Origin of the sequence: Paenibacillus taichungensis (genome assembly GCF_047302525.1) — a bacterium.
GTDB classification, from domain to species: Bacteria; Bacillota; Bacilli; order Paenibacillales; family Paenibacillaceae; genus Paenibacillus; species Paenibacillus taichungensis_B.
Genome location: NZ_CP168020.1, coordinates 1,973,778 through 1,993,929 on the forward strand (window position 1 = coordinate 1,973,778; position 20,152 = coordinate 1,993,929).

General features: G+C 47.9%; 18 protein-coding genes. 12 read left to right on the plus strand and 6 right to left on the minus strand.

From position 1 onward, the window contains the following. Positions 1 to 77 precede the first annotated feature (77 nt). Together ACDJ58_RS09170 and ACDJ58_RS09175 are read right to left on the minus strand one after the other, a co-directional pair. Entirely contained in the window at positions 78 to 1,184 is a 1,107-nt protein-coding gene (locus tag ACDJ58_RS09170; protein WP_413377262.1) for an FAD-dependent monooxygenase, read from the minus strand. Between the two features lie 251 nt (positions 1,185 to 1,435). Further along, positions 1,436 to 1,960 carry an NAD(P)H-dependent oxidoreductase gene (locus tag ACDJ58_RS09175; protein ID WP_063564746.1) on the minus strand — a complete coding sequence of 175 codons (525 nt, stop codon included), beginning with the start codon at positions 1,958 to 1,960 and terminating at the stop codon, positions 1,436 to 1,438. 189 nt (positions 1,961 to 2,149) lie between these two features. On the opposite strand from ACDJ58_RS09175, the gene ACDJ58_RS09180 reads away from it, so the two are divergent. Further along, positions 2,150 to 2,632, plus strand: a complete 483-nt coding sequence (locus tag ACDJ58_RS09180; protein WP_413377265.1) for a MarR family winged helix-turn-helix transcriptional regulator — start codon at positions 2,150 to 2,152, stop codon at positions 2,630 to 2,632. A gap of 87 nt (positions 2,633 to 2,719) precedes the next feature. On the opposite strand, the gene ACDJ58_RS09185 is transcribed toward ACDJ58_RS09180, so the two are convergent. Then, on the minus strand, positions 2,720 to 3,019 hold the full coding sequence (locus tag ACDJ58_RS09185) for a hypothetical protein (protein WP_413377267.1): 300 nt from the start codon (positions 3,017 to 3,019) through the stop codon (positions 2,720 to 2,722). 215 nt (positions 3,020 to 3,234) lie between these two features. Between ACDJ58_RS09185 and ACDJ58_RS09190 the strand changes: the two genes are divergently transcribed. From ACDJ58_RS09190 to ACDJ58_RS09200, 3 genes are all read left to right on the plus strand, one after another. Next, entirely contained in the window at positions 3,235 to 5,259 is a 2,025-nt protein-coding gene (locus ACDJ58_RS09190; protein ID WP_413377269.1) for a Na+/H+ antiporter, read from the plus strand. Positions 5,260 to 5,347: 88 nt separating this feature from the next. Further along, complete coding sequence (locus tag ACDJ58_RS09195) at positions 5,348 to 6,286, plus strand: aldo/keto reductase (protein WP_413377271.1); 939 nt, start codon at positions 5,348 to 5,350, stop codon at positions 6,284 to 6,286. Between the two features lie 67 nt (positions 6,287 to 6,353). Continuing rightward, positions 6,354 to 7,130 carry a polysaccharide deacetylase family protein gene (locus ACDJ58_RS09200; protein ID WP_413377273.1) on the plus strand — a complete coding sequence of 259 codons (777 nt, stop codon included), beginning with the start codon at positions 6,354 to 6,356 and terminating at the stop codon, positions 7,128 to 7,130. A 134-nt stretch (positions 7,131 to 7,264) separates the two neighbouring features. Here the strand turns inward: ACDJ58_RS09200 and ACDJ58_RS09205 are convergent, their stop codons facing one another. Together ACDJ58_RS09205 and ACDJ58_RS09210 are read right to left on the minus strand one after the other, a co-directional pair. Then, the gene (locus ACDJ58_RS09205; RefSeq protein ID WP_413377275.1) at positions 7,265 to 8,815 is read right to left on the minus strand and encodes a DHA2 family efflux MFS transporter permease subunit; all 1,551 of its coding nucleotides are present in this window, start codon (positions 8,813 to 8,815) and stop codon (positions 7,265 to 7,267) included. An 8-nt stretch (positions 8,816 to 8,823) separates the two neighbouring features. Further along, positions 8,824 to 9,459: an HlyD family efflux transporter periplasmic adaptor subunit gene (locus tag ACDJ58_RS09210; RefSeq protein WP_053783698.1), complete on the minus strand. Its 636-nt coding sequence runs from the start codon at positions 9,457 to 9,459 to the stop codon at positions 8,824 to 8,826. A 200-nt stretch (positions 9,460 to 9,659) separates the two neighbouring features. On the opposite strand from ACDJ58_RS09210, the gene ACDJ58_RS09215 reads away from it, so the two are divergent. The 3 genes from ACDJ58_RS09215 (at position 9,660) to ACDJ58_RS09225 (ending at position 11,074) form a co-directional block, all read left to right on the plus strand. Further along, complete coding sequence (locus ACDJ58_RS09215; protein ID WP_413377277.1) at positions 9,660 to 10,130, plus strand: hypothetical protein; 471 nt, start codon at positions 9,660 to 9,662, stop codon at positions 10,128 to 10,130. 125 nt (positions 10,131 to 10,255) lie between these two features. Beyond that, entirely contained in the window at positions 10,256 to 10,462 is a 207-nt protein-coding gene (locus ACDJ58_RS09220) for a YwbE family protein (protein ID WP_063564738.1), read from the plus strand. Positions 10,463 to 10,483: 21 nt separating this feature from the next. After that, positions 10,484 to 11,074 (plus strand): DUF4269 domain-containing protein, encoded by a 591-nt coding sequence (locus ACDJ58_RS09225; protein ID WP_413377279.1) that lies wholly within the window; start codon positions 10,484 to 10,486, stop codon positions 11,072 to 11,074. A gap of 14 nt (positions 11,075 to 11,088) precedes the next feature. On the opposite strand, the gene ACDJ58_RS09230 is transcribed toward ACDJ58_RS09225, so the two are convergent. Further along, positions 11,089 to 12,525 (minus strand): hypothetical protein, encoded by a 1,437-nt coding sequence (locus ACDJ58_RS09230; RefSeq protein ID WP_413377281.1) that lies wholly within the window; start codon positions 12,523 to 12,525, stop codon positions 11,089 to 11,091. A gap of 365 nt (positions 12,526 to 12,890) precedes the next feature. On the opposite strand from ACDJ58_RS09230, the gene ACDJ58_RS09235 reads away from it, so the two are divergent. The 5 genes from ACDJ58_RS09235 to ACDJ58_RS09255 all read left to right on the plus strand — a co-directional run bounded on the left by ACDJ58_RS09235 (position 12,891) and on the right by ACDJ58_RS09255 (position 20,087). Beyond that, entirely contained in the window at positions 12,891 to 14,690 is a 1,800-nt protein-coding gene (locus ACDJ58_RS09235; protein ID WP_413377283.1) for a sensor histidine kinase, read from the plus strand. Next, positions 14,665 to 16,284 (plus strand): helix-turn-helix domain-containing protein, encoded by a 1,620-nt coding sequence (locus ACDJ58_RS09240; RefSeq protein ID WP_413377285.1) that lies wholly within the window; start codon positions 14,665 to 14,667, stop codon positions 16,282 to 16,284. The genes ACDJ58_RS09235 and ACDJ58_RS09240 overlap by 26 nt, the downstream gene beginning before the upstream one ends. Before the next feature lie 174 nt (positions 16,285 to 16,458). After that, a complete protein-coding gene (locus ACDJ58_RS09245) occupies positions 16,459 to 17,454 on the plus strand; it encodes an ABC transporter permease (RefSeq protein WP_413377287.1) in 996 nt (331 codons plus the stop codon). A 17-nt stretch (positions 17,455 to 17,471) separates the two neighbouring features. Further along, a complete protein-coding gene (locus ACDJ58_RS09250) occupies positions 17,472 to 18,380 on the plus strand; it encodes a carbohydrate ABC transporter permease (RefSeq protein ID WP_413377289.1) in 909 nt (302 codons plus the stop codon). A gap of 180 nt (positions 18,381 to 18,560) precedes the next feature. Further along, positions 18,561 to 20,087: an ABC transporter substrate-binding protein gene (locus ACDJ58_RS09255; protein WP_413377291.1), complete on the plus strand. Its 1,527-nt coding sequence runs from the start codon at positions 18,561 to 18,563 to the stop codon at positions 20,085 to 20,087. The last annotated feature ends 65 nt before the right edge of the window (positions 20,088 to 20,152 follow it).

A 20,152-nucleotide genomic window follows, 5' to 3' on the forward strand; every position in this document is an offset into this window, starting at 1 on the left:
AGAAAACAGCCAATGCTTCCCCAACAGGGAGTCATCGGCTGTTTGTTGATTAACGCGGTGCGTGAATACACGCATCATTATTGAAAAGATTCGTATCGCTGCTGGAACGAAGACTCCATTTCCAATTGTCGTGCCAACTGCTGCTTTACTTTTTCTCCACGTCTGGTCTGCAGCTCATGCAGCCGTTCTGTAGAAGTGAATTGATCGGCGGCCATATCAATGAGCAGCTCAGCGAGCACGTCCGCATCTTCCAATGCGGCATTCAATCCAAAAGCGCCCGTAGGAGTCATCGTGTGAGCGGCGTCACCAAGCAGGACCACGTTGTCCAGCGCCCACGATTCGGCGAAGCTGCTCTCTACGGATAACAAAACCAAATCACTCCAGGTCTGGATATGTTCAGCGACCGAATCAGCGAGACAGGGGAAGGCCGCCACGAGTTTCTGTACAAAGGGAGCAAAAGGCTGTTCACGCAGCTTGGAGAAGGACCCTTGCGGAATGTTCCATCCGATCTGCACGTAACCTCCGAATTGTGAGAATAGCGCCAACTGTTGACCATCCATACTGGCCATCCGAACAGCAGGTTCCCAGCCTGCTGGAGCAGGAATTCGAGCCCATAACAGGTCGTATCCATGTTTGCGGGTATCCGGGGTCAGACCAGCGTTTCTGCGTACAGCTGAATATCTGCCATCCGCACCAACAATAACCGCTGCTTCAATGGAAGCGGGGCGCCCTTCTTGCCGAATGTTGATGCCAATCGTTTGGTCAGCCTTATTCCGTAACAATCCAGTCATAACCGTATTATAAAGGACTTGCTCGTTTTCCTGGTGCTGTGATTGTGACACGATGACTTCCAGCAGATGATCCTGCGGCACATGAATGCCCACATGGGATTCTTGCTCTCCAGGGAAAATGGTGTGAATGATCTGACCATTCTCCCAATATTGAATTTGCTCCAGGGGCAGCACGCCACGCTGGGTGACAGAAGGGTATAATCCATGCTTTTTCAGTACATTCTCACCATCTGTATTAAGCACCTCACCACGAAACGACTTAAGCAGGTGCGGCTGGCGCTCGATCAGAATGGTGGATATTCCCTGCCGTTTCAGCAGGAAGGAGAGTAGCGCCCCTCCAGGACCAGCTCCTACAATACAAACGTCAGTTTTTAAATGCGTATTTTGATTCATGTGTAAAATTCCCTTGCAATATAATGGATGAATATCGTATTACTTTATAATAACAGATTTATAAAAATCATTAAGTAACTAAAAGTAACTTTAAAGGTATACGTTATTATAAACAAATTCAATCCAATAATGCAATAGAATCATTCTATTTCTTAAAGGAAGGGGAGTTCAAGCCTGCAGTAATGCTTCTCAGCTTATGAGTGCAGGCTTGATAAGAACAGCAATTTGTTTTATGGGAAATACGCTGATATCTATGTGATCAGTCGGTTGGTTATGCGAGCCACGCGTTCTCCCAGAGCTTTACCCAACGCTATGCCCTGTTCGCTGAGCAGATCATCACTGTCCACCGGACAAGTCACCCCAACACCATAATAGGAGCCATATAATGCATTATCTGCAAAGTTGCCAGGTAGCCCGGTAATAATCATGCCCTGATGGAGCATGGGTGTCAGCAGATGAATCAACGTTGACTCCAGTCCACCATGCTCGGTCGCGATGGTACAGAACACCGCACCGACTTTGTCTACAAGCTTGCCCTCTGCCCAGAGGTAGCCCAGCTTGTCGATCCAATTTTTCAACCCGGAGCTGATGGAGCCAAAATGTCCGGGGCAGCCCCAGATAATGGCGTCCATTTCCACCAGCTTGTAGATGTCGGCTTCTTCTGTGGAATGCAAATGAACGGTTGCACCATGCACGCTGGCTGCGCCAGCAGCAATCGACTCGGCAAGCGCCCGTGTATGCCCGCCTTCACTATCGAAAACAATATAAATGTTCATTGCTTGATTCCTCCTTGTGTGGTTATCTGTTCATGCTATAAGGTAGCTTGTCACATGAAACGGCAAAATAAGCATGAACTTTACAGACAAGTAAAGGGTTTTGGGAAACAAGCGCATTTTTCACAAACAAAATAGTACAAATATGTTACAATATAAGGTAGGTTATGATCAAAGGTAGGAGGAACGTTTATGAGCCCGGATACGGAGCGAAACTCTCAATTGGCAAATGTCGATCAATTGTTGGAGGCCTTCTTCAGATATAAAAATAAAGTATTGGATCAGCAGCAGAGGAATGAAACAAACTGCAAATTGAATCCGACGAAAAGTCATATATTGGGCATGATTTTGCGTGAAGAACGCTGTATGGCTGTGGATGTGGCCAGACAACTTAGTCTATCTTCTGGAGCAACCACAATTGTGCTGAATCAACTGGAGAGCGAAGGTCTGATCCAGCGGGTGCGCAGTGAAGAGGACCGAAGAATTGTATGGTTGTCTTTAACGGAAGATGGGAAGCAGCTTGCAAAAACGTTGATTAATAATCGCGGTCGGATGACGTGGGAACTTTTGCAGGCGCTTACGGAAGAGGAACAACTGCAAATGTTTGGCATGCTGAAGAAAATTGAGCTAAAACTGCTGGAGAAAATGAAAACGTTGGAACAAACGCATCGCTAAATAAATGGTGTGTAAAACGCCAGTCTTCAAGATTTTAAGCCCGCTTTGGGACTTGAATCTTGAAGGCTGGCGTTTTAATTTTTTCAATCAGAGATGGAAGCGTTGAATGTGATCGGTCAGACCTTCCTGGATCAGAATTTCCTTCTGTTTTTTACCGAGCAGGTCAAAATGGGGAAAAGGCTGACGCCGATGTATATAACGCGGATCGAGTTCATGGGCTCTACACCAGTCCTCAAGCCGGTTCAGATCTGCACAGCCCACTTTGGTTACGCTGGTAATGCCCGGAAAACGGTTGTCGATCCAGAAATGAGTGAGATAGGCAAGGTCGCCACGAGATACACGTTCTTTCCACTCGGCCAGCTCCTGTCGTTTAATTCCAAATGCCATATAGACCAAGTTCCTTTCCAAACGGGTATTGTCCTGAGCATATTGTAACATCTTATAAACAGAACCAATCAGAAATCTGCAATCAGATTGTTGTCCATTCGCTTTAGACGGGTATTGAATATGACAACATTTTTATAATGAACTTTGGTTTATGTTAAAATAAGGCTACACAAAATGGTTTTCACCACTTCATTATTCGGAAAGGGATTGTCATCATGGAACTATTTATTGCCGTGCTTGTTTTGCTGGTACTGATCGGTTTATCGAATATTTTGAACCGGTTTGTACCCTTTATCCCCGTTCCGTTGATTCAGATTGTTCTTGGTGTAGCCATTGCGCTATTACCTGCGGGTGTACATCTGCCACTGAATCCGGAATTGTTTTTCGTGCTCTTTATCGCTCCGTTGCTGTACAACGATGGGAAGCGAACACCGAGGCACGAGCTGTGGAATTTAAGAGCGCCCATCCTTTTGCTGGCCCTGGGCCTTGTATTTGTCACGGTTGTCGTGGCTGGATATGCCATTCACTGGCTCATTCCAACCATTCCGCTTCCTGCGGCTTTTGCACTCGCGGCAATTCTGTCCCCGACAGACGCTGTGGCTGTTGGCGCTATGGCAGGTCGTGTGCATTTACCCAAGAGCATACATAGGCTTCTTGAGGGAGAAGCATTAATGAATGATGCATCCGGTCTGGTTGCATTCAAATTTGCGATTGCCGCCACGGTTACGGGTGTGTTTTCCCTGGCTCAGGCGTCATTTAGTTTTATACTTATCGCGATTGGCGGGTTGTTGATCGGTGCCTTGATATCGTTCTTGTTGATCCGACTGGGTGTCTGGATTCGGCGTCTGGGTATGGAAGATGTCACCATTCATATGCTCTTGCAAATCTTAACGCCATTCGTCATTTATCTGGTCAGTGAAGAGATCGGTGTTTCGGGCATTCTTGCGGTCGTTGCTGGTGGTATCATTCATGCTATTGAGCGTGATCGGACCGAGTCCGTCCAACTGAAGATGCAGGTGGTATCTGCCAGTACCTGGTCTGTCATTTTATTTATTTTGAATGGATTGGTCTTTGTCATTCTGGGAGTACAGATCCCAGATGTGCTGAGTACCATCTTCGAGAATGTCTCGTTTGATAACCTCCAAGTACTTGGCTATGTGGGCCTAATTTCAGTGCTATTGTTGGTGCTTCGTTTTGTCTGGATCTATCTGTTCTGGAAAGGAAATGAAAATTCCGGTGAGGCGTTGTCGAGCGGGAAGCCCCGGCTCAAAGAAATTACGATCATTACCCTTTCGGGTGTGAGAGGGGCTGTAACACTGGCGGGGGCATTCTCCATTCCTTATGTTCTTCAAGACGGGTCCCCTTTTCCTGAAAGGGATCTGATCATTTTCCTGGCGGCAGGTGTGATTCTGTTCACTCTGATTGCTGCAAGTGTGTTTCTTCCTATTCTTGCGAAGAACGAAGAAAAAGCGGAAGAAGGTACACCGCAAACGACAGAAAGAAAAGCACAGGATATTATGCTGAATGCAGCCATTCGTGCAGTTAAGTCAGAAATGAACGACCAGAACAAAGCTGCTGCGCTTGCGGTTGTTTCCGATCTGTCGAAATATATCAGGCAGGCGGCTGGCGAGCTTACTGCGGGTAAGCGCAAGGACATTTTGAAACAGGAAACAGCAATTAATCTCATCGGTACGCGGGCTGAACGCAAGGAAATTGAGAATATGATGGATGAAAATGTAATTGCTTCGGAAGCCGCCTTTAGATGTAACAGCTGGCTGGATCGTAAGGAAATGATGCTTGCGAACCGCACGAATACCCAGATGATGTTCTCACTCAGTGAAATTGGACGAGTGTTTGGACATGTGTTTACAAATCGTTCACGGAAGCCGGACCAGCCATTTATGATTGAGAATGCGGACCTGTTCCGTCAAGTGAAGATGCGTACCTCTGAAGCAGCGATCAAGGCGATTCGTGCTAACATGAACGATAGTAACCGGATTGTGGCTCTGTCGGTCATCTCTAGATATGAGCGGGTTATTGCCAAATTACGCACTTGGAATCAAGGCAAAAATGAAGATCCATTTGATCAGGAAAAGCTGGAATTGCAAATGGTGGCGATGCAGGAGCAGCGCAATACCATACAGCAACTATACGAAAATGGCGAAATTAACCGCGATGTGGCTGCAAAACTCCGTCGTTTCATCAATGATGTGGAAGCTACAGCGCTGAAAAATACCTAATCCGATAAACCCGATATTTTAAATATGCTTAACCCTTTGATATAATATATGTGAGTTACCAACGCTCAGAAAAGGAGATGGATGAGACATGGCAGAACAACGTACTCGCTTGGGCAAAACCGATCTGATTGTTAACCCGATTGGATTGGGGGCAAATGCAGTCGGAGGACATAACATCTATCCGAATATGCTGAATGATGAGACGGGCAAGGATGTCGTTCGTACGGCTTTGAAACAGGGCATTAACTTTTTGGATACTGCTTTCATCTATGGACCTGAGCATTCAGAACGGTTAATTGGTGAAGTGCTGAAAGAAACGGGTCAGCGCCAAGATACCATCATTGCAACGAAAGCTGCACATAAATTCGTGGATGGCAACGTAGTCTTTGATAACTCGCCTGCTTTCCTCAAAACCTCTGTAGATGAGGCGTTGAAACGTCTGCAGACAGATTATATTGACCTGTTCTATATTCACTTCCCGGATGAACGTACACCGAAGGATGAGGCTGTAGGTGCGCTGAAACGTTTGAAGGACGAAGGTAAAATTCGTGCCATCGGAGTTTCCAACTTCTCCATTGATCAGTTGCGTGAGGCAAATCGGGATGGAGATGTGGATGTGCTGCAGTCTGAATATAATTTGTTCAAAAGAGAAGCGGAGAAGGAGTTACTGCCCTATACGGCAGAGCATGATATTTCTTTTGTACCTTACTTCCCTCTGGCAGCAGGTCTGCTGGGTGGCAAATATAATCGTGATACAACCTTCCAGGATGGACGGGCGAAGAACCCGTTATTCACTGGGGAAGCCTTTATTCAGAATCTGGACAAGGTGGAACAACTACGCAGCATCGCACAGTCCAAGGATGCTGAGGTCGCACATCTCGTTCTGGCCTGGTATCTGACTCAGTCGTCCATCGATGCACTCATTCCTGGTGCCAAGAAACCAGAGCAGGTCATCAACAATCTGAAAACACTGGATGTTGAGCTCACAACTGAGGAAATTGCAGTCATCGATCAAATATTTCGTTAAATAGTTCTGGTGAATCGGGAAATGCTAACAGGGAGTTTACGTTTGAAGATAAAGAGAGGACATAAACATGAACCTGAAGGCAGCCCGATGCATCGGATTGTGTACGCTGGTTTTTTTGCTTGGCAGCAGTTCTGCTTACGCCAAACCTGTGCAGAAGAATCGACAGTATTATGAGGAACGGGGAGAGATTGTGTGGGAGGTTCCCACACATGATAAACTCATCGCACTGACCTTTGATGATGGGCCAGATCCGGTCCAGACCCCGCAGATTCTGGCTTTACTAGAGCAATATCAGGCCAAAGGCACTTTTTTTGTGCTTGGCAAATGGGCGGAAAAGTTTCCTGACCTGATTAAACAGGAGCAGCGGGAAGGACATGAAATCGCCAATCATACGTATGCACATACGTACGCGGTCAGGTCAACAAGGGCGGATAAGTACAGCCATGAAATGGACATAGCGGAGAAATCCATTGTTGGAGCAGGGGCGCAGCGTCCCACGTTGTTTAGACCACCGGGAGGCTATTACAATGACATGGTCATTCAGGTCGCCAAGCAGCAAGGCTATACGATTGTGCTATGGTCCTGGCATCAGGACACACGTGATTGGGCTTCACCAGGCGTATCAGCCATTGTAAATAAAGTGCTGAAGAACGCACGTAACGGGGATATTGTTCTGTTTCATGACAAGGTGGAGGGCAAGTCCCAGACGGTTGCTGCGCTAAAAACGATTCTGCCCAAGTTGCAGGAGCAAGGCTATCGTTTTGTAACCGTAACGGAACTGCTTGCCGTTAAGGCGAGAGAGGCTGCCAAGGATGACAATTCATCCTTACCCCAGCATCCATAGCGCAAGCCAAAAACCGCAGGTCTCTGGATTAAAGAGACTTGCGGTTTTTATTGTTTCAATTTATCTAAGTGAAGCTTGCGATCTGATCTGTGATACAGGGTTGTATATAGGGTATAGGGTTGCCCAAGGCCATTTTAGCGTTCAGGCTTGACTTTACGAGGACGGGAGCGAGCTCGCCGCAGGAATAACGACAGAAACAGACCAATGATTGAAATCCAGGTCGCTACAATGAAAGCATCATTAATGCCTTCAATGGTTGAGGTCTGAACAGCGATACCATAGAGCTGCTGTAACGCAAGGCTGGAACCTTGTTCAGGCGGCATTCCAGCTGCAGTAGCCATTTGTGTGCCGAGTATACCCACTTGTTCTGTCAGTGCGACATTGGTTGTGGTCACGGTGTTGCTGTAATCGGCCAAATGAATGCCTGCACGTGTCGCCATCACGGTGATGAGCAGGGCGGTCCCGATTGAACCTGCGACCTGTCTGACCGTATTAGACATGGCCGTACCATGACTGGTGAGATGAGGCGGCAATTGGTTTAACCCCTCTGTCTGTACAGACATCATCAGCATGGACATGCCGAAGCTACGAAACGTGTATAGCATCATGATGTGACCATAAGGCGTCTCCCCCGTCAACTTGCTAAACTCAAATGTTGAGATGGCGGTAATGATCAAACCGACAATGGCAAGCGGGCGAGAGCCAATCCGGTCAAACAGCACTCCTGAGATGGGAGACATGACGCCCATTAGCAATGCACCAGGCAGCAACAACAACCCGGATTGCAGGGGAGAGAATCCCCTTATATTTTGCAGATAGATCGGTAACAGCAGCATTCCGCCAAAGAGTGCCATGTTAATCGTTGCACTGACCAGCGTTGAGATGGTGAAAATGTCGTATTTGAATACACGAAATTCCAGCAGAGGGTTCTTCATAGCCGTTTCTCTGAGTACAAAGAAGACGATGAAGAGCACTCCGATAATCAGTGTCAACAGCACAGTCGCACTGGTCCAGCCTTTATCTCCGGCAGAGCTGAATCCATATAGCAGAAAGCCGAAACCGATGGTGGAGAATAATGCGCCAAAACCATCAAATTTCGGCGAAGTAAGCTTGGACACATTTCTCAGCCAAATGAAGGCAAACAAAATATCAAGCAAGGCGAGCGGAATGACCATATAGAACAGAATCCGCCATGTATAATGTTCCACGATCCATCCAGATAAGGTCGGACCAATGGCTGGAGCAAACATCATGGCAATCCCCATCGTCCCCATGGCCGTTCCCCGTTTCTCTGGAGGGAAGACCGTCAGAAACACGTTCATAACCAAAGGCATAATAATACCGGCCCCACTGGCTTGTACAATTCGTCCTATAAGCATGACTGTAAATCCTGGACTGATGGCACAAATTAACGAACCGACGGTAAACAGCAGCATGGCTGTTACGAACAATTTGCGAGTCCCGTAAGACTCGATCAAGTAGGCAGTAATCGGAATAAGTACCCCGTTCACCAGTAAATAAGCCGTGGATAACCACTGTACAGTTGTAGCCGAGACGTTAAAGTCATTCATCAGATGCGGAATGGCTACATTGAGCAAAGTCTGGTTCAGGATGGCGATAAAAGCTCCAAGTAGCAAGACAGCGATGGTTTTTCCAAGTGGCAGTTGGTTTTTTTGATTATCCATCAGCAGCCTTAGATATGAACGCGCACGGTAGCGCTCATGCCGGGAACCACACCCAGTCCTTTATATCCTTCGATCGTAATGATGATCGGGATGACTTGTGTTACTTTGGTGTAATTCGCATTTGTATTGGACGACGGCAGCAGCGAAAAGGAGGACGCAGTGGCAAGTCCGATCTGGTCTACTTTGCCAGTCAATGTGGTGTCTGGAAAAGCATCGACATATACATCGACGATCTGACCCGCTTTAATTTTATCAATCGCGGTCTCGTCCACATTGGCCGTCACGTACAGGTTATTGAAATCATAGGCCCGTGCGAGGGGCGTACCGGCAGATACTAGCGAATTTTCGACGGCGGTCTGTTGTACAATGGTGCCATCAACAGGCATCGTCACGGATGTTGATTTTCCCGCAGCGGTGACGGTGGCGACGGTATCGCCTGCATTAAATGTTGTACCTACCTTGCCTTTCCAGGAGCGAAGCTCACCGCCTACTGCGGAAGCCACGGAGATAGGCTGCCCGGTAACAAGCGCATTATCGGTTTTAACGTAGCTGGTGGATTGGTTGTAATAGTAGATCCCGGCAGCCCCGGCTCCCAAAATCACCAGTATAACAATGATATTGATCAAAATGGCACGTGAATTCATGCTGATCATTCCTCCTCAATTCGGTTTTCTGTAAACCTTCTCTTTGATTGGTGCTGAAAGTCTTCTGCTGACAATCCTGTTTGGAGCATTCCCGCTACTTTGTCGCTCTATACGAAACAAGGTGAAATATTATTCGCAGAATAGGGCACCAATATATTGATTAAGGCTGCCTACAGGCGGATGATAAGGAGGATGCTCATATGTTGATCATTTTGGTCGTAATTGTTGTTATTGGGGTTGTGTTTCTGATGATTTATAACTCCAGATCGTCCCGCAAGGCTGCAGAAGCACGAGCTTCCAAAATAACAGAGGTGGATGAAGGGCCTGTCCTGCTGCATGAAGAAGATCAAGCCCGGAAGGAAGACAGAATTTACGAACAGGCAGAGCATAAAGAGGTTTTGGAACATGAGGATCATAGGCAAACGGATATTCATCAGATGGATTCCACATCGGAAGTGGCCCCTTCACCTCAGAAAAGAGAGACGCAGAGCACAGATGGTGATCAAGCTTACCGTCAAGCATTGCTTCATTTCCGTAAACCTGCTGAAGTGGAAGAGGAAGCGGTGCTGACGGATACAAATGAACCTGAAAAGAGTGCAGATGAAGTCTATCGATCAGCTCTGAAAATGATGAAAAGCAAATCTTCTGATCCCTCTTCAAAGCGGAAATAACAGTTCAGTTATGTTTTTGAACATTGGACATGGCTTTCGTTTTCAATCCAAAACGTCTACAATAGATGAAGCTTTGTGAATTATGGCTACATGACATGGAATACGTTGAAGAGGAGAGGAAACCCATGAACGGACAACAACGAGTAAATATCAAACCGGGTCTTGAAGTGGATATCGTGCTCAAGCAAGATCAGCCGACAGGCAAACTGACACGCGGTATCGTGAAGGATTTGTTGACCAAATCGCCTACACACCCGCATGGGATCAAAGTGCGTTTGACAAGTGGACAGGTAGGTCGAGTGAAACAAGTCGTTACAGGAGCGTCGGAATGAGCCGGTGCCCGAGGTTGTGACATGATTACAACCACGGATGTAATGGCACATCTGGCCTCGGGTAACGAGCGTCAGCAGGATGCGTATAAGGTGTTGCAATCTAGTGGATTGTTGAGCATATCGGCTGCTTACCAGCCTTATCCGGCTGGAACGGTGCCGATTGATATTGATATTCCCGGAAGTGATCTTGATCTATTATGTGAGGCAGCGGATCTGGGAGCGTTCGAAACCTTAGTGCACCGACAATTAGGCGGCATGCAGGGTTTTCGATGCGACCGGGGGGATGGACGTGCTGGCCAGCGTCCTTATGTGACCTGTTGTGTGGATATTGGAAACTGGCCTATAGAGATTTTCGCTCAGTCCGTATCTGTACGCAGGCAGAATGCTTATATTCACATGCTGGTAGAGTGGGAATTGTTGCAACTCTGGGGTGCACCAGGACATCGGGAGATTCGCAAACTGAAGCTGGAAGGCTTGAAGACGGAGCCTGCATTCGCTAAAGTATTAGGACTTCAGGGAGACCCGTATGAGGCAATGCTTCATCTGGCCGCAATGAGTAAGGATGAGCTTTGGCAATGGGCCCGCTTGCGTACGTCTTTTCAGTTCGAATAAAATGGTTTCCACAATCAGATTAGAAAGATAGCCACAATTGTGGTAACTGTTAATCCCAGCAATACCGGCTTCAGATTGCGGCGTGCCAGTTCAAATGGACTGACTCCGCAAATGGCAGCGGCTGGAATTAAGGCCCATGGAATTAAGGTCCCACCGCCTACCCATATGGCGGCGACCTGGCCTAGTGCCGTCAATACAGGTGCGGAATCTGCCGAACCTGCAAACATGGACGCAATGGAGCCGACCAGGGATATCCCTGAGAACCCCGAACCATCCATTCCTGTAACCGCTCCGGTCACAGTCATCGTTATAGCGCCTACCGTATTATTCAATGGCACCAACCCTGCAAGAGCAACCCCTAAATCATTCACAATACCGTGTGATCCAGCAGGCAGCGGGTTGTTGAACAGCTCTGTGATTGCAGCATCCCCAAGATAAAAGAAAGCGGCAATCGGTATGACAGGACCAAACACCTTGAATCCGAACTGAAATCCTTCAATTAAATAGTTTGTTGTTTCTTCCGGACCTGTATGACGATGTGCGGCAAGTGACACGGCAATCAGAATGAGTACGGCTGTTCCACCAATTAACGCTGTGGCATCACCGCCTTGAAGTTTAAGTAAAAACATCAGAATGACATCGACTAGGAATAACAATGGGATGATCAGAGCGAATACCTTTTGCAGACGTGGCGGCATCGGTTGATGTTGGACGGCTGGCGTCTCGGAGATCGGCCCAGAGTCTGATGAAGGTGGAAGGACAGTTACTGCTTCATTAGAGATCGGATCACTAAGTTTAACGGGGGAACCTGATTTCAACTCCTTGCGCAGCATCCAGAATGCCGTTACCGTAGACACCGTCCCCATCACTATGACAAGCGGGATACTTGCAGTCATAACAGCGGTAACGGGAAGTCCAGCTGCATCAGCTGTCAGTTTGGGTGCCCCTTGGATAATGTAATCGCCTGATAAGGCAATTCCGTGCCCAAATAGATTCATGGCAATGGCAGCACCGATGGGAGGAAGTCCGACTCGTACCGCTACCGGAAGCAGTACCGCCCCAACCAGGGCAACGGCAGGTGAGGGCCAGAAGAACAGCGATACGATCATCATAATGAATCCAATTCCCCAATAGGCGACCTGTGGAGAACGGATGAACCGGGTGAGCGGTGTCACCATGACTTCATTGATCCCCGTCCGAATTAACACCCGGCTCATTGCGACAATGATCGAGATGATAAAAATGGTGCTGAGCAGCTCCTTGGCTGCATAGATAAAACTGCTGAAGATTCCGGAAACCGATCCGCTTAATGTTTCGGTCGCCAGGAGTCCAATGGTCATGATGCCTGCGACACAAATGATGGTTGTGTCTCTACGCCGAACCATGACGGCGATAATCAAGACGATAAAAGCCAGATATACATAATGCAATGGGACGAGTTGAATATTCATCGGACATGCCTCCTTACATCCTTGGTGTCAACCCAAGGAGTGATATATCGTATGCATGTCATCACCGGGCGTTCGTGGAGCATGGAGCAGGATTTTTTTTACAGATGGAGAACTAATTAGAGCATGGACCCTCGAACACGCACTGTAAATCAAGTGCAAGTCACCAGAATTGACAGTGATAGGTCACGGAACCACATAGACAGTGCAAGCAAGTATGACTACAATAAACATGCCATTATAAGGAAGAAGATGGAAGAAACACAGAAGTAGAGCATCCGAAAACGGAAGGAATCGCTTAGTATTGATAGCGGTTACAACGATGTGCAAAAGAACTGAAATCCAGATTGGACAAAGGACGGGAATTCATGAACTTCATCCGTTCACTGCGTTTTAAGTTTATTGTGGGTCTGACATTGATCATGCTGCCACTATTCATACTGCTATATTACAACAACGTATACGCCATGAAAGTTGTGCGTGATCAAGTATCTCTCACCAATATGAATCATCTTGCGAAGAGTGTGGAGCAGAACGAGCGTGTGCTCCAGGAGACCAATCGTTATTTATACAGTCTGGGCGAGCGAGATCCGGATATTATCTCCCTGTTTTTTCTCAAATACGGCAGCGGCGATTATATTATTGCCAAACAGCGCATTATGAACAAATTCATGACCGATATCGGATTTTATAATCTGATCGATTCATTTTTTCTGTACGATGCCGTGAATGATGATCTGTTACTCGCTACCTCAGGCAATTATGATGTCAAAATGTCGATTGTGCAGGAGAGCATGCCGGTCCAAATGCAGCAGCTGGAGGGGGAAATCCAAAAGCCAGAGTGGAGCATCGTTCGGGGGGGCACATGGAATGCCTTGGTCAAAACAGTGCGGATTAACGCCCAGTTCTATGCGGGGGCGCTTGTGGACATGAATGCACTGAATCACCCCGAGCAATTTACGGAGTCCGGTGACCGGGGTGGCGCAGTCATCGTGGGAGCAGATGGAGGGGCGCTGTCCGATTCAGCCCTCAACTCGGCACAAATCAAACTAGCCGCTGCCCATATCACTGGATTGAATAATCCATACCAGGTGATCTCTGAAGTGACATCCACAGGAAGTGCACGTCAGTATCTGATGCTTGGCATTCCTTCAGCCATGTCTGAGATGAATTATATTGTCCTGCTGCCCGAGGAGGATATGATGCGAAACCTGCCATTTTTTCAGCAGATCATTCGCCTGCTTCCGATTGGTGCAGCGGTCATTCTGATCACAGCTATGATTTTTCTCAGGCAACTCCTGTTCCGTCCAATGAATGTGCTCATACGTGGGATGAGGAGGGTTAGCCGAGGAGAACTTGATGTGAGGCTTGAGACGCCGGCTTCATCTGAACTGGAGTTTGTCACGCACAGCTTCAATCAGATGACAAGTGAGATCCAGCATCTGAAGATAGATGTGTATGAGGAGCAATTACGAACGAGAGAAGCAGAATTTAAACAATTGCAGATGCAGATCAATCCTCACTTTTACCTGAATTCATTGAATATCATTCATAGCCTGGCTTCGTTGCAAAAGCATGAGCTGGTGCAGCAGATGGCTGGTCATCTGGCAGATTATTTCAGGTTCAGCCTGCGTGCAGGCAAACGTGTCATTCGATTGGATGAAGAATTGGAACATATCAGTCATTATTTGGAGATCCAGAAGCTGCGGTTTCCAAACAAGCTGGATTTCGTTCTGGATGTTGGACCGGATCTTGGGCATTATGTGCTGCCGCCCTTAACGATTCAGCCTTTTGTGGAGAATGCCATCATTCATGGCTTTCAGCGACGCACAGAGCCTTTTGTTATTTGCATAACAGCACGAAAGTCGAAAACGTTATCTGATCCTACGCTGTCTTCGGTTCTTCAACTTTCGATTACGGATAACGGTGTTGGATTTGAGCAAGAAATACTAGAGCGCCTGCAACAGGGGCAATACGCCGAAGATCCGGGTGGACAACACATTGGCATCTGGAACGTTATCCATCGGCTGATTGTAAAGTACGGCAAACATGCTGGATTGCAGTTCAGCAATCAGACTGAAGGAGGGGCAGCAGTCCATATTCATATGCCCGCCCAGACGGAAGAGGAAGAAGGGAGAGCCTATGCGGAACCTGTTGATCGTGGATGATGAAGTATACGCCCTGCAAGCGATGGTGGAAGGGGTGGACTGGAGCCTGGCCGGAATTGACCAGGTATTCAGTGCTGGTGATGCGGAAGAAGCGAGAATGTTGATGAAAGCCCATCCCATTGATATTATGATCTGTGATATTGAGATGCCGGGTGAAACGGGACTAGATCTGCAGAGCTGGGTGTTAAAGCATGATCCCGGCCTGCTGACGATTTTCCTTACAGGTCATGCTCTGTTCGATTATGCCCAAACGGCAATTAAGTTGAACAGCTTCGATTATGTGCTGAAGCCTGCTCCCGCAGACCAGCTGCTCAAGGTTGTGAGCCAGGCGATTGACAAAATCAAGGATGGGGAGCAGCGTTCCCGCACCAATGAAGTATATGAGACGGTGTACAAACGCTGGCAAACGCATAAACCGCTGTTGACCGAGCGTTTCTGGAAAGACGCCATCTCACAGCGCGTAACCTTAACCCAGCAAAAGCTGCAGGAGCTGGCCGAGGTCTATGGAGCCGAGATTGATCCGCAAGTGCGCGTGTTGCCGATTGTCATTTCCGTCGAAGAATGGGTGCGAGACTTCGATCTGCGTGATGAGGAAGTCCTGGAATATGCGCTTCGCAATGCTGCCAAGGAAATGCTGCTTGGTGACAAACCTGGCGAAGTGTTTCAGGACCACAGTGGACTAAATATTGTGCTTGCATACGAACAGGATGGTATCGTACCAACGGCGAGTGAAGTGGCACAAGGATGTCAGAGCTATATCCAGGAATGTGGTACCTACTTTTATTGCCGATTGTCCTGTTACGTCGGAGTTCCGGTTGCTGTTACAGATTTACAGGGGATGCTGAATGAGCTGATGGACATGGAGCGTCGCAATATCAACGAGCTTGAAGGGGTCTTCATCTATGACGAGGTGGGCCGGGATACGGAGGATCGCTTTCTGCCAATACCGTGGTTTTCCGAGCTGTCCATCCTGTTCGAAACGGGAAAGTTTGACGACCTACGCGAGCGTGTGGACGAAATCTTTGAATTACTGGCCTCACAGGAGCGTTTGTCACCCGAAATTCTGCGCTTGTATTATCATGCGATGCTGCATGTAATCTACCCGCTGCTTCATCAGAAAAATGTATCCGTACGCAGCCTGTATCCCGGAGAACGGGAGCCGGAAGAAAACGTTGTGACACGTTCGTTGCCTCAACTGAAGCAGTGGACATCAGACCTGATTAGTCGTGCGATCCCGGTATTGTACCCGGACGATCACAGTCCAATGACGATTGTGGACCAGTTATGCATTTACATTGAAAATCATATTGGTGAAGAGCTGATGCGAGAAGAACTTGCATCCTTTGCCGGATTTAATCCGGCCTATCTATCCCGCCTGTTTCGTAAAGAAAAGGGCATGTCGCTTTCCGAATTCATTCTCCAGCGCAGAGTTGCCAAAGCGAAGACTTTATTGTCCCAGTCTACCGTGAAGGTGACGGATATCGCAGGCAAGGTCGGGTACTACAATTACTCTCATTTTACGAAAATGTTCAAAAAGTGCACGGGTATTACCCCACAGGAGTTTCGCAAACAGTCCCGAACGGTACAGATTTGACGCAGCATGCTGCGTCTTTTGTTTTTTTGTGCCCTAAAGTCATAATTTGATAAGTGAACAGGTCACCACAGCAGATAGTGGACCTGAACGCCCCGCCGTATACTTGAACCACAGGAGACACAGCGGTGTTTCATCCTGAGGATGAAATTCAAGAGGAGTGAGGGAGAACAAGTTATGAAGACACAACCCCAGGTGGGTAAGGCAGCACGTCTATCGGATGCAAGGGACATACCGGATATACCGGTTCGAAAACGAAAGTCTGTCCTGTACAATCTAGGTAAATTCAAGGTTTTGTATCTCATGTTTTTGCCAGGCATTCTGTTTCTGCTGGTGAACAACTATATGCCGATGTTCGGCGTTCTGATTGCATTCAAAAATGTAAACTATGCCGACGGTATTTGGGGCAGCCCGTGGAGCGGCTGGGATAATTTCAAGTATTTGTTCTCCACCAGCGATGCTTGGGAGATTACACGTAATACGCTCGCATATAACACCGTATTTATTGCGCTGAATTTATTTGTAGGTGTAGGGCTTGCGATTTTGTTGAATGAAGTGAAGAACAAGGCGATGTCCAAATTGTATCAGTCACTCATGCTGCTTCCGTATTTTCTGTCGATGATTGTAGTCAGCTATTTGGTGCTCGCGTTTCTCGGCAAGGATTCGGGCTTCATGAACTCGACGATTCTTCAGCTCTTTGGCGGACAACCAATTGATTGGTATTCGGAACCCAAGTATTGGCCGTATATTTTGCCGCTGGTGAATACATGGAAGAATATCGGTTATTATGCCGTTATTTATCTGGCAGCAGTGGTAGGTATCGATGAGGAATATTATGAAGCGGCCGTGCTGGATGGCGCGAGCAAGTGGCATCAGATTCGCTTCATTACGGTTCCGTTCCTCGTACCGCTGATCGTGATTATGACACTGCTGCAAATCGGTCGTATTTTCTACGCGGACTTCAGTCTGTTCTACCAGGTTCCGCTTGAATCGGGCGCATTGTTCCCGGTCACGAACGTTCTGGATACGTATGTGTACCGAACCTTCCTCATTGGGGGCGATATCGGGATGTCCTCGGCAGCCGGGCTGTATCAGGCTGTTGTCGGATTTGTGCTTGTTCTCGTATCCAATACCATCGTAAGGAGAATGGACAAAGATAATGCATTATTTTGAGAGGAGGCAAGCCAGCTGTGAAATCACGTGATCCATTAGCCGTGTCGCGGCGTTCCGCGTCTATCATACACGCTATGTTTATATTCTATGCCATTGCCTGCATCGTGCCGATCCTGCTTGTCTTCGCGATCTCATTCTCGGACGAGACGACGGTCATTGCGAACGGGTATAAGCTGATTCCGGAGAAGTTTAGCCTGACTGCCTATGAGTTTCTGTTCAAAGACATGGATCAGATCATCCATTCCTATGGCATTTCAATTATCGTAACCGTGATAGGTACAATAACGAGTGTAGCACTGACTGCATTGTACGCGTACCCGCTTTCCCGGAGGGATTTGCCGTATCGCGGGTGGTTCGCCTTTTTCATCTTTTTCACCATGCTGTTCAATGGCGGTCTGGTCCCTTGGTATCTCGTCTATGTGAACGTACTGGATTTGAAAAACTCGGTACTGGCACTGATCATGCCGCTGCTGCTGTCACCGTTCTTCGTACTGGTCATGCGTACGTTCTTCGCCAATTCCATACCGGTATCGATTCTTGAATCGGCACGGATTGATGGAGCGGGTGAATTGAGAACGTTTACACGTATCGTGCTTCCGCTCTCCCTTCCGGTGATGGCGACGGTTGCACTGTTCAGCACATTGAATTACTGGAACGACTGGTATCTCAGCATGATTTTTATATCCGATAACCGGACGATCAGTCTTCAGTACCTTATGTACCGGACGCTGCTCGACATTCAATATTTAACATCCAACTCCAATGTCTCTTCACAGATTTCGTCACAGGGCGGATTGCTGAATCTGCCGAATAAAACACTGCAAATGGCGATGGCTGTTGTCGGTATTGGTCCAATCGTACTGGCATATCCATTCTTCCAGCGGTATTTCATCAAAGGCCTTACGGTAGGCGCAGTGAAGGGGTAACTCCGGCCGGTTAGCGGAGAGGGCAACGGATAATCGAAGATGGACCTGAGAGGGCATATACAAAAAGCAGCAAGTACAGTCACGCCGGAGGGCCGGCAAGGAACGGACTTTTGCAGATTGGGAACATTGCGAATTGGGGCAATCGGTTGCAGGGTCCAACATATGACGGGAGGGGTTCACTTGGTTAGAACGTTTAAGGTATGGCCGCGTATCGCGGCAGCAGTTATGGCGCTGAGCCTGGTGCTTGCAGGTTGCTCATCAGACAAAGGCGGGACAACATCAGGAGCAGAGGGAGGCGGTGCAGCGGAGAGTGGGGGCAAGCCCTATGAAGTGACTTTGTATTATCCGGGGACACCACAAAAAGATGTAGCTCTGGTCGAAGCTGAGATCAATAAAAAGATGGAGCCAAAGATCGGGGCAACACTCAAGATCAACGCGATCGACTGGGGTCAGTGGGATAACAAGCTGAATCTTATGATCTCTTCCGGCGAAAAATCAGACATTATTTTCACGGCGGCTTGGCAAAATTATACCGTCAATGTGGCAAAAGGTGCTTTCTTGCCGCTCAATGATCTGCTTGACAAGTATGGGCAGGATATCGAGAAAAATCTCGATCCAGCCTTTCTGGAAGGTTCCCAGGTGGATGGTGTGAACTATGGCGTTCCTACCAACAAGGAATTGGCAGCAACGCGTGGTGTACTGGTACGCAAAGATCTGGCTGACAAATACAAGCTTGATCTGACCGCAGTGAAAACGTGGGCTGACCTGGAGCCGCTGCTCAAAACGATCAAGGAAAACGAACCTGGCATCACTCCATTCTATATGTCCAACACGAATGGTAACGGACTGCTGGAGAATCTGGATTGGGATTATCTCGGGGATGCTTCAGTGCCTGGAGTTATCTCCAAAACAGCAGGTGGAACGACGGTACTGAATGAAGTGGAGACTCCTGAATTCAAGGAGGCTGCTGAGCTTGCACGTAAGTGGTATCAGGCTGGATACATTAACAGTGATGCAGCAACTTCCAATGTGTTCCCGAAAGATCAGGCGAAGGCAGGCAAGGCGTTCCTTTGGACCGATGGCATGAAGCCGGGCAAGGATAAGGAAGAAGAAGGGTACGTCGGATATCCACTGACTCAGATTGAGATGACGCAGCCTACGATTACTACCGGGGATGCTTCCGGTGCCATGCTGGCGATCTCCCGCTCCTCTGAGCAGCCGGAGAAGGCGATGCAAGTCATTAACCTGCTGCATTCTGACAAAGAAATCAACAACCTCCTCAACTTCGGAATTGAAGGCACTCATTATGTGAAAAAAGACGGGGAGGACAACATTATTACCCTCCCGCAAGGGGTGGATGCCAACAGTCGCACATACAATCCGGGCGCACAATGGCAGCTGGGTAACCAGTTCCTGAACTACCTCTGGGATAATGAAGATCCACAGAAATGGGAAAAGTTCAAGGAGTTTAATGCTAAAGGCGTCAAATCACCTGCACTGGGCTTTACCTTCAACAGTCAATCCGTCAAAAACGAAATTGCTGCGGTCAACAACGTGAACAAACAGTTCAAACCGGGCATGACCTCGGGTGCAGTAGATCCGAACGAGATGATCCCGAAATATCTGGAGAAGCTGAAAGCCGCAGGTATTGATAAAATCATTGCAGCCAAACAAGAGCAGCTCGACGCATTCCTGTCGAAAAAGTAGAGTTGAGTTGCAAAACAAAAGACGTTTTCGGTTAAAAACCGGAGCGTCTTTTTTTATTTGGATCG

Excerpts from the sequence above, each read along its gene's own strand:
- ACDJ58_RS09200 (WP_413377273.1), top strand. The coding sequence starts at position 6,354 with ATGAACCTGAAGGCAGCCCGATGCATCGGATTGTGTACGCTGGTTTTT.
- ACDJ58_RS09170 (WP_413377262.1), bottom strand. The coding sequence starts at position 1,184 with ATGAATCAAAATACGCATTTAAAAACTGACGTTTGTATTGTAGGAGCT.
- ACDJ58_RS09205 (WP_413377275.1), bottom strand. The coding sequence starts at position 8,815 with ATGGATAATCAAAAAAACCAACTGCCACTTGGAAAAACCATCGCTGTC.
- ACDJ58_RS09235 (WP_413377283.1), top strand. The coding sequence starts at position 12,891 with ATGAACTTCATCCGTTCACTGCGTTTTAAGTTTATTGTGGGTCTGACA.
- ACDJ58_RS09220 (WP_063564738.1), top strand. The coding sequence starts at position 10,256 with ATGAACGGACAACAACGAGTAAATATCAAACCGGGTCTTGAAGTGGAT.
- ACDJ58_RS09240 (WP_413377285.1), top strand. The coding sequence starts at position 14,665 with ATGCGGAACCTGTTGATCGTGGATGATGAAGTATACGCCCTGCAAGCG.
- ACDJ58_RS09175 (WP_063564746.1), bottom strand. The coding sequence starts at position 1,960 with ATGAACATTTATATTGTTTTCGATAGTGAAGGCGGGCATACACGGGCG.
- ACDJ58_RS09225 (WP_413377279.1), top strand. The coding sequence starts at position 10,484 with ATGATTACAACCACGGATGTAATGGCACATCTGGCCTCGGGTAACGAG.
- ACDJ58_RS09230 (WP_413377281.1), bottom strand. The coding sequence starts at position 12,525 with ATGAATATTCAACTCGTCCCATTGCATTATGTATATCTGGCTTTTATC.
- ACDJ58_RS09195 (WP_413377271.1), top strand. The coding sequence starts at position 5,348 with ATGGCAGAACAACGTACTCGCTTGGGCAAAACCGATCTGATTGTTAAC.
- ACDJ58_RS09180 (WP_413377265.1), top strand. The coding sequence starts at position 2,150 with ATGAGCCCGGATACGGAGCGAAACTCTCAATTGGCAAATGTCGATCAA.
- ACDJ58_RS09215 (WP_413377277.1), top strand. The coding sequence starts at position 9,660 with ATGTTGATCATTTTGGTCGTAATTGTTGTTATTGGGGTTGTGTTTCTG.
- ACDJ58_RS09185 (WP_413377267.1), bottom strand. The coding sequence starts at position 3,019 with ATGGCATTTGGAATTAAACGACAGGAGCTGGCCGAGTGGAAAGAACGT.
- ACDJ58_RS09190 (WP_413377269.1), top strand. The coding sequence starts at position 3,235 with ATGGAACTATTTATTGCCGTGCTTGTTTTGCTGGTACTGATCGGTTTA.
- ACDJ58_RS09245 (WP_413377287.1), top strand. The coding sequence starts at position 16,459 with ATGAAGACACAACCCCAGGTGGGTAAGGCAGCACGTCTATCGGATGCA.
- ACDJ58_RS09210 (WP_053783698.1), bottom strand. The coding sequence starts at position 9,459 with ATGAATTCACGTGCCATTTTGATCAATATCATTGTTATACTGGTGATT.